Below are 12660 nucleotides of genomic sequence, written 5' to 3'. Positions count from 1 at the left end.
ATGTGAGCAGGCTGGCAACATATTCAGCGATGGTTTTGTGCTTTTTATGTCACATTTTAACGGCTAAATTCACTGTACTTCTCTGAACCAGTGAGAAACAAACGAATAAAATAAGGGGGCTGTATGACGAGTCCCCCTAAAATAGCCCGCAATTATTCACCAAGAAGGTAGTCGCTGTCCAGTTTACAGAAAGCGATCAGCATTTGAGCAACACTAACGTAGAAGCCAAACTCATCGAATTGCTTACATTTTGCTGCAAACATAGGTAACCAAGTAAGCAGTTGCTTTTGGATGAAGTCGTTTTGTGCCACGAATGCTTCTTCCATATGTTTTTCTTGCTCGAGTTCGTTAGAGCGAATGATCATGTTGCCTAAGAAGTCGAGCTCTACAGCAAGGTGATCGGCTGGTTCTTTCAGGTTTTCATCGACCTGAACACCAAAGTCCGCCATGAGTTTTTCCATTTCTTCTGCTGGCTTATCGTTTAGAAGACCCGACTCACCGATGTACATGGAAGCGTATGGAAGTGCTCCGTGTTTTTCTGTTTTCAGAAATAGCTCACAAAAGTCTGCGGCAAGTTCGAGTTGAGCGTCTTCACGATCTTGAAGTCGGTTGAGTGCATCGACCAATGCATCGACTGATGTCTTTAGGGATTCGTTTTCACCTAGGCCAGCTAAAAAACTTCGGATTTCAACACTGTGGTAGCTCTCTAGGTCTTTTTCGGTAAGTTCTTTAGCGAATAGGCTAGAAAACCACCAGTAAATTTCGGCGCGTTTTTCGTTAAAAGCTTTCACTTCTTGCATTTTTTGCTCCTGAAATGATGCACTTAAGGCGGCATCTTGAAGTCACTTGAGTATAATCTCTTAAGTGTAAACAATTAAAATGAATAGCAGTAACTATAATTGTTATTGTTTATGGGTAATTATGCCTAGTTATTAATGGCAACAAATAAGCTTGCTTTGAATCAATAAAATCGCAAAATCTTGCTTTTTAATGTATCTATGACTAGAAATGTTACTAGTTATGAATAGAATACGTCTTGGAATAAAAAAGACAGAAAGTGGTGTAAATGAGCTATCACGTATTAGTCGTAGAAGATGATGTTGTAACTCGTAGTAAGTTAGCGGGCTACTTCCAAAATGAAGGTTACAAAGTCAGTGAAGCAGAAAGTGGCGCAGAGATGCGTGAAGTGCTTCAAGGTGGCGGTGTTGACTTGATTATGTTGGATATTAACCTGCCCGGTGAAGACGGTCTTATGCTTACGCGTGAATTACGCAGCCAATCAGATATCGGCATCATATTAGTGACAGGACGCACGGATAGCATTGACAAAATCGTTGGCCTAGAAATGGGCGCAGACGATTATGTGACAAAGCCTTTTGAGTTAAGGGAATTATTGGTTCGCGTTAAGAACTTATTGTGGCGTATCTCAGCGGCACGCAATGGTTCACAAAAGAACGTGAATGAAAGCAATGAAGAGCACATTGTGCGCTTCGGTGAGTGGACGTTTGATATTCAGCGTCGTGCGCTAAGCCGTAATGGTGAGCCAGTGAAGTTAACCAAAGCAGAATACGAACTGCTGGTTGCACTGTCTTCGTATCCAAACCAGGTGTTAAGCCGCGAACGTATTTTGAACATGATCAGCCACAGAGTGGATGCGCCAAATGATCGTACAATTGATGTATTGATTCGACGTATGCGCGCTAAAATGGAGTTTGATCCTAAGAACCCACAAATCTTTGTGACCGTTCATGGTGAAGGCTACATGTTCGCAGGTGACTAGTTACTATTAAATTAAAAAGTTATTGCGAAATTAAAACGTTATCGCGAAATAAAAAAGGAGAGCGCATGCTCTCCTTTTTTGTAACTGCTGATTTTTAGCAATTGCTTAATAACTTTCAGTTGTTGCTCAATAAATTAAAGCTATTGTTTTTCAACGGAATTCAGCTAGGGCTGCTCTACTTCCACCATTGGCGTTTGCACTACCGTGTCTCTCAGTTCTTGCCAAAGGCCGCCTAAATACTCATGCCAATAAATTTCCGTTTGTTCTAAGTACCGTGCTCTAGGTGAGTATTTGACCCAAGGTTGATGAATTTCATCGATAGCAAGGTAGTTCGTTGGTGCAGGGATAGGCTTAATTCCGGCTGCATGAAATTCATAGAGTGCACGTTTCATATGACTCGCAGACGTCACCAAAACGACTTCTTTTTGCTTCACAAACGCTGCCGCTTGTCTTGCCTCTTCCCAAGTGTCTTTAGCATCTTCCAGTAGAATAATATCGGATTTCGCAACGCCGAGTGCTAAGGCGACGTTTGCCATCATACGTGCATGGCTAATTTCCGACCCACCGTCATAGCCTGATAAGATGAGCTTCGCGCCCGGATACATGCGCAAAATTCGAATTCCCTCGGTTAAACGCATGAGTGCAGTGCGGCTTAGTTGAGATGTTGGTGGGATCTCATCATCGACCACATGCCCATTTCCAAGCACCATCACGTAATCCACGCTTTGAGAAGAGGGTAAGAATGCTTTGTATTCACGTTCTAGAGGCATCAATAATTTTGACGAAATCGGTTGGAAAGCAACCATAAAGATACCAACAAACGAGAGAAGAACAATGAAGCAACCTGTTTTGCGTTTGGCGGTAAAACTAATAAGAGCAAGACCTAATAATCCAATGAGTAGCAGTGCGGGCAAGGGCATGACCAGTGCGGTCACAACTTTTTTCAGCTCAAACATACATAAATAGTCCGAAAAAACATCAATTGATAATAAAAATGAGGGTGACCCTCTTTATTCCTGCTTTCCTTGTGCCAGAATAGCGGCACAATCCGTTATGATAACTCAAGCAGAAGTGACAGAAGACCGCAATTTCGACGATATCGCCCACAAATTTGCAAAAAATATTTACGGCTCCGATAAAGGGGAGATCCGGCAAATCATTGTGTGGGAAGATTTTCTACAGATTCTAAGTGAATTAGGCGCCGACCAGCAACCCCTAGACGTTTTAGATGCAGGGGGCGGTTTAGCGCAAATGTCGCAAAAGCTTGCTAAGCTCGGACATCGTGTCGCGTTATGTGATCTATCTTCGGAAATGCTACAGCTAGCAAAACAGGATATTGAAAAAAACGGTTTGCTTGAGCAGTATCGCCTGATTCATTCGCCTGTCCAGTCTATTGGTGAACATATGGACAGTCAGGTGGATTTTGTCATGTTCCACGCAGTGATGGAGTGGCTGGTGGATCCAAAGCCCGCTCTGGAAACGGTATTGGAGCAGGTCAAACCGGGAGGCATGGCTTCGGTTATGTTTTATAACCACCATGGCTTGGTCTACAAAAATGTGGTTTGTGGCAACATTCCTCATATTTTGGACGGCATGCCTCACCGAAAAAGATTTAAACTACAGCCACAAAAAGGTCTGAAACCAGAAGAAGTCTATCAGTGGATAGAAGATTCTGGATTTAGCATTTGTGGTAAGTCTGGTATTCGTTCATTCAGTGATTACATCGGTAATATGCAGTACATGGGCGATTACCAATTTGAAGATGTGTTGGCACTAGAAAAACAACTCTGTCGACAAGAGCCATACCTCTCATTAGGCCGCTATATTCATGTGTGGGCTAAAAAGAACGAGAAACAGGAATAACAATGAGTGAGATGACTCTCAATGCTGCAGAACAACCGATAGATGAATTGGTTGGCTGGGTTAAGCAGCACGATTTCTCGTTGAACCTGACCACTGAGCGATTGGCATTTCTGATTGCCGTCGCCGTATTAAGCAACGAAAGGTTTGACGAAGAATTGGGTGAAGGTGAGTTGCACGACGCATTTGCCATCGTCACTCGACTTTTTGATGAAACGGGTGAAGCATCGGCTTTTCGCGCAAACAATGCCATCAACGAAATGGTAAAGCAGCGTCTAATTAGTCGTTTTGTTAGTGAGATTACGGATGGGGCGAGTATTTATCGCTTGTCTCCGCTTGCTATCGGCATTACCGACTACTACGTACGTCACCGCGAGTTTTCAAAACTTCGCCTCTCCATTCAGCTATCAATGGTCGCTGATGAAATGGCAAAAGCGATTGAAGCGGCGCAAAAAGGGGGAACCCCGGGCCATTGGCAGAAAAACGTCTATGGAGTATTGAAATACTCTGTGGGTGAAATCTTTGACCAAATCGACCTCAACCAACGTGTGATGGATGAGCAGCAGCAATCCGTGAAGCAACAAATTGCTGACTTGCTTAACAAAGATTGGCGCGAAGCAATTAACAACTGTGAATCTTTGCTGTCCGAAACCTCAAGCACACTGCGCGAGCTACAAGACACGCTGCAAGCGGCCAGTGATGAACTGCAAACTCAGATCCTGGACATTCAAGAGATTGTTTATGGTGATGCAGAGTTAGAGTTTATTGAAGAAGCGTTATTCGGTTTACAAATGAAGTTAGACCGTATTACGAGCTGGGGCCAGCAAGCGATTGACCTTTGGATTGGTTACGACCGTCACGTCCATAAGTTCATCCGTACAGCGATTGATATGGATAAGAACCGTGCGTTCAGCTCGCGTTTACGTCAATCCGTAAAAGACTATTTTGATATGCCATGGTATCTAACCTATGCCGATGCAGAAAGACTCTCCGATCTTCGTGATGAGGCTTTGGTTCTGCGTGACGATGAGGTAACAGGGCAAGTTCCAATGGAAGTGGAATACGAAGAGTTTCAACAAGTCAATGATGAGTTGTCTGAGCGTATTGGTGACATGCTTAAAGCACATAAAGAGCAAGGCACGCCAATCGATTTAAGTGTGGTGCTACGCGATTACCTCGCACAACACCCTAGAACTCATCACTTTGATTTAGCCCGAATTGTTGTTGATCAGGCTGTGCGTCTAGGGTACTCAGAATCTGACTATCAAGCGGTTCAACCAGACTGGAAAGCAATCAACGAATTTGGGGCAAAGGTACAAGCGAATGTCATCGACCGATACTAATGAATACATGTCAGAGAATCTGGCAAAAGCAATTTCAAACCCTCTGTTCCCAGCGCTGGATAGTATGCTACGAGCAGGGCGTCATATCTCAAGTGAAGATCTAGATAACCACGCATTGTTGTCGGATTTCGAACTTGAGCTTTCTTCTTTCTATCAGCGCTACAACACTGAATTGGTGAAAGCGCCAGAGGGATTTTTTTATCTTCGTCCACGTTCAACATCTTTGATTGGCCGAAGTGTGCTTTCTGAGCTAGATATGCTGGTGGGTAAAGTACTGTGTTTCCTTTATCTAAGCCCAGAGCGTCTTGCCCATGAGGGTATCTTTACTAACCAAGAGCTATACGATGAGTTGCTTGCATTGGCTGATGAAAACAAGTTGATGAAGCTTGTGACCAACCGTGCAACAGGCTCTGACCTTGATAAAGAAAAACTGTTTGAAAAAGTACGTACGTCTCTGCGTCGCCTTCGTCGTTTAGGCATGATCATCAATATTGGTGAAACCGGTAAGTTCAGTATCAGTGAAGCAGTCTTTCGTTTTGGTGCTGATGTGCGCATTGGTGATGATATGCGTGAAGCACAACTTCGCTTGATCCGTGATGGTGAAGCCGTGGTTCATACCAAAGAGCCAAGCCAAGGCAGCTTGTTGTCTGAAGAAGATCAAGAAAACCAAGATGAGCAAGAAAACCTAGAAGAAGCAACGCAAGAGAGTGAAGCATGAGCATGATTGAACGCGGTAAATACCAATCGCTAACCATGGTCAACTGGAACGGCTTCTTTGCCCGTACGTTTGACATTGATGGTCTGGTAACGACCTTATCTGGTGGTAACGGTGCTGGCAAATCAACCACAATGGCGGCATTCATCACCGCATTGATTCCTGACCAAACGCTACTGCATTTCCGTAATACAACGGAAGCAGGCAGTAGCCAATCGTCTCGCGACAAAGGTTTGTACGGTAAGCTACAACCTGGTGCCTGTTATGCTGCGCTAGATGTTGTGAACTCACGTAATCAACGTCTATTGTTTGCGGTTAAACTGCAGCAAGTTGCGGGTCGTGATAAGAAAGTAGACATCAAACCGTTTGTTATTCAAGGCTTGCCAAGCCATGTTAAACCGACGGATATCTTGGTTGAAAGCGTATCTGCGACTCAAGCTCGCGTACGTCAAATTAATGAAGTTAAAGATGCCGTTGCGGAGTTTGAGGGAGTGCAGTTCAAAGCGTTCCCATCAATTGTGGACTATCACGCGCAAATGTTTGAATTCGGTGTCATTCCGAAGAAACTACGCAACTCAAGCGATCGTTCTAAGTTCTACCGTCTGATTGAAGCATCGCTTTACGGTGGTATCTCAAGTGCGATTACGCGCTCGCTACGTGACTACCTTCTGCCACAAAACGGCGGTGTGAAGAAAGCATTCCAAGATATGGAATCGGCGCTGCGTGAAAACCGCATGACGCTAGAAGCGATTAAAACCACACAAACTGACCGTGATTTGTTTAAACACTTGATCACAGAGTCGACCAATTATGTGGCCGCGGATTACATGCGCCACGCCAACGATCGTCGTAACAAGTTAGATAAAACGCTGTCGCTACGTTCAGAGCTATTTGGTTCTCGTGAAACTCTCGTTGAGCAAAACAACCTGCTTAACCGTGTTCAAGAAGAGCTAGAACTGTTGATCGAGTCGGAATCGGCGCTAGAGCAAGATTACCAAGCGGCTTCTGACCACTTGCAACTGGTGCAAAATGCACTGCGTCAGCAAGAGAAGATCGAACGTTACCAAGAAGATCTTGAAGAGCTCAGTGAGCGTCTTGAAGAACAAATGATGGTTGTCGAAGAAGCGCAAGAACGCGTGATGATGGTGGAAGAGCAAGCGACCGTTGCCGAAGAAGAGGTCGATAGCCTTAAGACGCAATTGGCGGACTACCAACAAGCACTCGACGTTCAACAAACTCGTGCACTTCAATACCAGCAAGCGGTTCAAGCGCTAGATAAAGCGAAACAGTTGCTGGGTGATGAAAGCCTAACGGCAGAATCGGCACAAGCCCTTGTCTCTGAGCTTAAGAGCAAAGAATCAGAAAGCACCAACGCGTTGCTATCGGTTAAGCACAAACTGGACATGTCTTCTGCAGCAGCAGAGCAGTTCGAAACCGCGCTTAAACTGGTACAAAGCATCGTTGGTCAAGTTGAGCGCAAAGACGCGTCTGGGCATGCGAAAACTGCAATCACGAAAGAGCGCGAGTCACAACAAGTTGCACAAAACGAACAGCAATGGCGTGCACAGCACCGCGATCTTGAGCGTAGTCTGAACCAACAACGTCAAGCGCGTGAACTAGTCAACGAATACCAAAAGCAGTTCCATGTTGAACTGACGGACGAAATTACGTTTGAACAAGAGCGCGAACGTCATGCGATGCAAATTGACTCGTTAGAGATGACGCAAGAAGACGTGCGTGAACAACGCAGCGAACAGCGTCGTCTAGAGCAAGATGCAGCAGCGGAAATCAACAAGCTAGAAGCCATTGCACCAACATGGATTGCGGCCAACGATGCGCTAGAAAAACTGCGTGAACAAAGTGGCGCTGAGCTAGAAGATAGCCAGTCAGTCATGAGCCAAATGCAAGTGGTGCTTGAGCAAGAGAAAACTCTTTCTCTGGCGAAAGACAAACTGGCAGAGCGTCGTAGTCAGCTTGATACTGAGATTGAGCGTCTTGCTTCTCCTGGTGGTTCAAACGACCCTCGTCTGAAAGGATTGGCAGATACACTAGGCGGCGTATTACTGTCTGAGATCTACGATGACATCACAATTGATGACGCGCCTTACTTCAGTGCGATGTACGGCCCGGCTCGTCACGCTATCGTTGTATCTGACCTATCAGGTATCGAAGAGAAACTGGTAGAACTCGACGACTGTCCAGAAGACTTGTACATCATTGAAGGTGACATCGATGCCTTTGATGACAGCTCATTCGATGCAGAAGAGTTAGAGGGAGCAGTGTGCGTTCGTATGAACGATCGTCAAATGCGTTACTCTCGCTTACCTGAAATTCCACTGTTTGGTCGTGCGGCACGTGAGCAGCGTTTAGAGCTACTGCGTAACGAACGTGAAGAAGTGGTAGAGAAGCACGCCAAAGCGGCATTTGACTCGCAGAAAATGCAGCGTCTGTACCAAGCGTTCAACCAGTTTGTGGCAAGCCACATTCAAGTAGCGTTCGAAGCAGATCCAGAACAAGCGCTGGCAAGCATTCGCGACAAGCGTAACCAAATTGTTCGAGTATTGGCGGATCTCGATGCCAAAGAGCAGCAACAACGTTCTCAGCTTCAAATCAGCAAGCAAGCATTGTCCTCTTTGGATAAGCTTGCACATCACATGGCATTGATTGAAGACGATACGCTACAAGTGCGCTTTGATGAGTTGGAAGAGAAAATTGCACAACTATCAGAAGCAAAAGCATTTCTAACCAACCACGCAAAAGCGGTGGCAGAGTTGGAGAAAGTGTCTGTTGCGCTAGACGCTGACCCAGAGCAATTCGATGCACTAGCAGCCGAATACAAAGCAGCAGATGAGCAGCTACAAGATCTCAAGAAGCAAATCTTTGCTTTAGCTGACTTGGTTGAACGTCGTCACTACTTCGCGTACTCAGATTCAGTAGATCTATTGAACAAGAGCAGCGAGCTGAGCGAGCAGCTCAAAACAAAACTGGTTCAAGCTGAACAAATGCGTACACGCTCTCGTGAAGAGTTGAAACAGTCACAAGGCCAAATGAACCAGTACAACCAAGTATTGGCGTCGCTGAAGAGCTCACACCAAGCGAAACTGGAAACGGTTCAAGAGTTCAAACAAGAGCTGCAAGAGTTTGGTGTTAACGCCGACGAAGGTGCGGAAGAGCGCGCTATGCGTCGTCGTGATGAACTGCATGAACGCCTACACACTTCTCGCGGCCGTAAGAGCGAATACGAACGTACCATCACCTCTACAGAACTAGAGATGAAAGCGCTTGTTAAACGCCTAAAGAAAGTGCAAAAAGACTACGTTGAGCTACGTACATTCGTGGTTGCAGCAAAAGCGGGGTGGTGCTCGGTACTTCGCCTAGCGCGTGAGAACGATGTTGAACGTCGTCTTCACAAGCGCGAGTTAGCTTATATGTCGGCGGATGAACTGCGTTCAATGTCGGATAAATCATTGGGTGCGCTGCGTCTTGCGGTTGCAAACAACGATGATCTGCGTGATGCGCTGCGTCTATCCGAAGATAATGCTCGTCCAGAGCGTAAAGTTCTGTTCTATATCGCAGTTTATCAACACCTTCGTGAACGTATTCGTCAGGACATCATCCGTACTGATGATCCGGTTGAAGCAATCGAAGAGATGGAAGTAGAACTGGCGCGTCTAACGGAAGAGCTAACGCAACGTGAAAACCGCCTAGCGATCAGCTCTGAGTCAGTAGCAAGCATCATCAAGAAAACGATTCAGCGTGAGCAAAACCGTATTCGTATGCTTAACCAAGGCTTGTCGAACATTTCGTTTGGTCAGGTGAAAGGCGTACGTCTAAATGTGAAGATCCGCGAAAGTCACGAAGTGCTGTTACATGGTCTAGCAACGCAGCAAGAGCAGCATAAAGATCTGTTTGAGTCGACTCGCTTTACTTTCTCTGAAGCGATGGCGAAACTGTTCCAACGAGTGAACCCGCATATTGATATGGGCCAACGTTCTCCTCAGGTTCTGGGCGAAGAGCTACTGGATTACCGTAACTACCTAGAGCTAAGTGTGGAAGTGAACCGTGGTTCTGACGGCTGGCTACAAGCAGAATCTGGCGCGCTATCAACGGGTGAGGCGATCGGTACAGGTCAGTCAATTCTATTGATGGTTGTTCAGAGCTGGGAAGAAGAGTCACGTCGTTTACGTAGTAAAGACATTGTGCCATGTCGTCTGTTGTTCCTCGATGAGGCAGCACGTCTGGATGCGAAGTCTATTTCGACACTATTCGAGCTTTGTGATCGCCTGGATATGCAGCTTCTTATCGCGGCGCCAGAAAATATCAGCCCAGAGAAAGGCACAACCTACAAGCTGGTGCGTAAAGTGTTTAAAGATCACGAGCACGTACATGTTGTTGGTCTGCGTGGCTTTGGTCAAAGCGACAAACCAAAGAGCGAAGTTCAAGAACTGATTGAAGAGCTTGAAGCATAAACTCTGAGTTAAACAAAACGCCCGCCATGTTCGCGGGCGTTTTTGTAGGTACAATATCCGACCTTAGATGCCACTGGCCTTAAGATTCATGGCGAAGGTGGGTAGGTGGTCAAGAAGCATGGTACTGAAAGGCGGCGCATAGTCTGGCGTAAGCTGCATATTGCAGTAAATACAAGTACACACGAAATAGTCGCAGCAGACTTGATCCTATCTAACGTAACTGATGCTGAAGCACTTCCCAACTTACTCAAGCAGACTCATCGTAAAACCATTGAAGTATCAGGTGATGGTGCTTATGAAACAAGAGCTTGTCATGATGCTATATGGTTCTAGTGAGCGGTTTCGCTCATGCTCGCAACTTAGCAGTAGGTTGTCAGAAGCTCTATAGTTCTAACAAGTATTGCAAACAGTAACCAGCCATAGCATATGGAATGAAACTTTTGTTCAAGCTCATAGATATGGAAATAAACCTCGATTGCTCGAGGCTTATTACTAACGTTTATTACTAATGTTTACTACTAAGGTTTATCTGTTTGCCGTTTTTGCTTCTCAGGGACAGTTAAACTGGAAATCAGTTTTTGATCAGTTGCCAGTGCTGATTCCATCCGCCATTGTCTGGCCATTGTATCGCTGTAGCGCCGTCTTGGGTGGATGCTTGGTTAATGTCTAAAAGCTTACCACTATGACGGTTGATAATTTTGTAGTAAACCCCATCGATTTGCTGCAATGTCCACTGCTGGCTGTGGTGCTCACTTGCCGTCATTTGCACCGTTTGAGCTGCATCATCGGTTGAGTTCGCTTCAATGTCGAAGCGTTTTTTGCTTCGTTCATTAACGATAGAGTAATACCCATTGTCGAGTTCAACGAGTGTAAAGTGTTGGCTGCCCCAACCATCATAACCATATTGTTCAATGTATGCACCGTCGTGCATTGAGCCACCACGTACATTGAGCGCCTTTCCACTGTTACGATTAATAATGCGATAACGTTCGGTTTGTTCTGGTGGTAACAAGACATCATCAAATGCATCTAATGCGATGGTGAATTTCAACACTTTATCATCTATTTTTTGAGTCGCACCGAGTGAGTAACCATCAGGAAGCACGCTAGAATGAGCGGCAGGCTCCCAATAGAATACCCCCAGTCCTTTTTGGTTTGGTACTGCTTTAACAGCATCAATGGTTTCTTTGACGGTCCAGTAACTGTCTGTAGGATTTGATTCTGCACCACCCGTTTCTACAACCATGACTTCTTTGTTGTATCTTGCCGCCATGTCATTGAGGTTGGTTGATAAAGCGTCCATAACATTCCAATAATCTTGACCTAACCAGTAAGGGTAAAAAGAGAAGCCAAGAATGTCGGTTTTACCACCATGAGTGATTAAGAAATTATCAAAAAACCAGCGAGACTTCGCATTATCGGTTCCTTTTGATAGGTGAGTGATCACCTTAGAGGTCGGGCTAATGGCTTTCACAGCATCGTAACCAGCATTCAGCATAGAGGTTAGATGACGGAAATTGTTCGGGCTACCTTCTGGAAGTAGAATTCCATTTTCGATTTCGTTACCCACTTGTACCCATTCAGGAGTAATGCCTTGGGCTATTAAGTCGCTCATCACGTCTCGAGTATGATTAGAGACGGCTTCGATTAATTGGTCGACAGACATTCCAACCCACGCAGCCGGTTTATATTGAATAGCAGGATCAGCAAACACGTCACTGTAATGGAAATCGACCATAATCCGCATATCTAGTTGGCTTGCTCGTTTGGCTGCTTCTATAACGCGTACTTTGTCGGTATAGCCAAGCATGGTCCAAGTGGTGTTATTTTTGTGCCAGTAAGCGCTCGGATCAGGGTTAACAAAAACGCGTAATCGCACAGAGTTAATACCATGGTCTTTGAGTATGATGAGTGGATCACTGGCTTCACCATCGTCGTTTTGCCATGTAACACCCTCATCTTGTAACTGTTTTATCCAACCAATATCGGCACCATAAGCGAAGTTATCACTGTCATTAAGTGGCCTTTCTAGTGCATAGGTTGGGCTTAAGAGGAGCAAAGAAAATGAGGATAAAATAATATATCTAAATATTCGATATAGGTATTTCATGATATATCCTTGTATCAGTTGTTGTAGTGGTATCTCATGAAAATATAAATAAAAAATGGGAAAATAATTAGAAAACATAAGGTGTTTTCTGTGATCAGAATTGAATTGTCGATGTTTGATAAGCATGGTAAAAATAAAGAGCATATAAGTGCTCTTTCATTGTCGTGAGGGGGATAAGTTCTATGAGATATTAGTAATATCTCTCGAGAGGGAGTAGGGCTTAAAGGCGTATTCCGTTTCTAACCAAGTGGAGTGAATGTTGTTTCATCGGTAGGTTGGTTGCACAATAACTGAGTACTCATTTCTTTCATCAGCATCGGAACCAAAGGCATTTTTATAAGAGGTTAGGTATTCGACAGCGAAAGGTAGTGTCACAAAAATAA

The 12660-nt window shown here is 45.0% G+C and carries 8 protein-coding genes and 1 pseudogene; 6 read left to right on the top strand and 3 right to left on the bottom strand.

The genetic code is table 11. The features are described from left to right. Nucleotides 1-152: 152 nt before the first annotated feature. A complete protein-coding gene (torD, locus tag VA249_RS09545; RefSeq protein ID WP_128810565.1) occupies nucleotides 153-800 on the bottom strand; it encodes a molecular chaperone TorD in 648 nt (215 codons plus the stop codon). Between the two features lie 266 nt (nucleotides 801-1066). On the opposite strand from torD, the gene torR reads away from it, so the two are divergent. Further along, nucleotides 1067-1780, top strand: a complete 714-nt coding sequence (gene torR, locus VA249_RS09540; RefSeq protein WP_221067818.1) for a two-component system response regulator TorR — start codon at nucleotides 1067-1069, stop codon at nucleotides 1778-1780. Between the two features lie 164 nt (nucleotides 1781-1944). On the opposite strand, the gene elyC is transcribed toward torR, so the two are convergent. Next, the gene (gene elyC / locus VA249_RS09535; protein ID WP_211916307.1) at nucleotides 1945-2736 is read right to left on the bottom strand and encodes an envelope biogenesis factor ElyC; all 792 of its coding nucleotides are present in this window, start codon (nucleotides 2734-2736) and stop codon (nucleotides 1945-1947) included. Between the two features lie 115 nt (nucleotides 2737-2851). Between elyC and cmoM the strand changes: the two genes are divergently transcribed. From cmoM to VA249_RS09510, 5 genes and pseudogenes are all read left to right on the top strand, one after another. Beyond that, entirely contained in the window at nucleotides 2852-3643 is a 792-nt protein-coding gene (gene cmoM, locus VA249_RS09530; RefSeq protein ID WP_211916548.1) for a tRNA uridine 5-oxyacetic acid(34) methyltransferase CmoM, read from the top strand. Nucleotides 3644-3645: 2 nt separating this feature from the next. Beyond that, nucleotides 3646-4983: a chromosome partition protein MukF gene (gene mukF / locus VA249_RS09525; protein ID WP_128810568.1), complete on the top strand. Its 1338-nt coding sequence runs from the start codon at nucleotides 3646-3648 to the stop codon at nucleotides 4981-4983. Further along, the gene (gene mukE / locus VA249_RS09520; protein ID WP_221067817.1) at nucleotides 4964-5701 is read left to right on the top strand and encodes a chromosome partition protein MukE; all 738 of its coding nucleotides are present in this window, start codon (nucleotides 4964-4966) and stop codon (nucleotides 5699-5701) included. The genes mukF and mukE overlap by 20 nt, the downstream gene beginning before the upstream one ends. A 2-nt stretch (nucleotides 5702-5703) precedes the next feature. Further along, nucleotides 5704-10167: a chromosome partition protein MukB gene (gene mukB, locus VA249_RS09515; protein ID WP_221069917.1), complete on the top strand. Its 4464-nt coding sequence runs from the start codon at nucleotides 5704-5706 to the stop codon at nucleotides 10165-10167. A 48-nt stretch (nucleotides 10168-10215) separates the two neighbouring features. Beyond that, nucleotides 10216-10577, top strand: a pseudogene (locus tag VA249_RS09510) (transposase); the annotation flags it as partial. Between the two features lie 161 nt (nucleotides 10578-10738). On the opposite strand, the gene VA249_RS09505 reads toward VA249_RS09510, so the two are convergent. Next, nucleotides 10739-12277 carry a glycosyl hydrolase 53 family protein gene (locus tag VA249_RS09505; protein ID WP_221067816.1) on the bottom strand — a complete coding sequence of 513 codons (1539 nt, stop codon included), beginning with the start codon at nucleotides 12275-12277 and terminating at the stop codon, nucleotides 10739-10741. Nucleotides 12278-12660: the final 383 nt, after the last annotated feature.

It is taken from the genome of Vibrio alfacsensis (assembly GCF_019670485.1).
GTDB lineage: Bacteria > Pseudomonadota > Gammaproteobacteria > Enterobacterales > Vibrionaceae > Vibrio > Vibrio alfacsensis.
The sequence above is the reverse complement of the archived record's forward strand: the minus strand, read 5'-3'. Positions and strand labels throughout refer to the sequence as shown.

Coding starts and splice junctions, on each gene's coding strand:
- torD (WP_128810565.1), bottom strand. CDS start 800: ATGCAAGAAGTGAAAGCTTTTAACGAAAAACGCGCCGAAATTTACTGG.
- torR (WP_221067818.1), top strand. CDS start 1,067: ATGAGCTATCACGTATTAGTCGTAGAAGATGATGTTGTAACTCGTAGT.
- elyC (WP_211916307.1), bottom strand. CDS start 2,736: ATGTTTGAGCTGAAAAAAGTTGTGACCGCACTGGTCATGCCCTTGCCC.
- mukF (WP_128810568.1), top strand. CDS start 3,646: ATGAGTGAGATGACTCTCAATGCTGCAGAACAACCGATAGATGAATTG.
- mukE (WP_221067817.1), top strand. CDS start 4,964: ATGTCATCGACCGATACTAATGAATACATGTCAGAGAATCTGGCAAAA.
- mukB (WP_221069917.1), top strand. CDS start 5,704: ATGATTGAACGCGGTAAATACCAATCGCTAACCATGGTCAACTGGAAC.
- VA249_RS09505 (WP_221067816.1), bottom strand. CDS start 12,277: ATGAAATACCTATATCGAATATTTAGATATATTATTTTATCCTCATTT.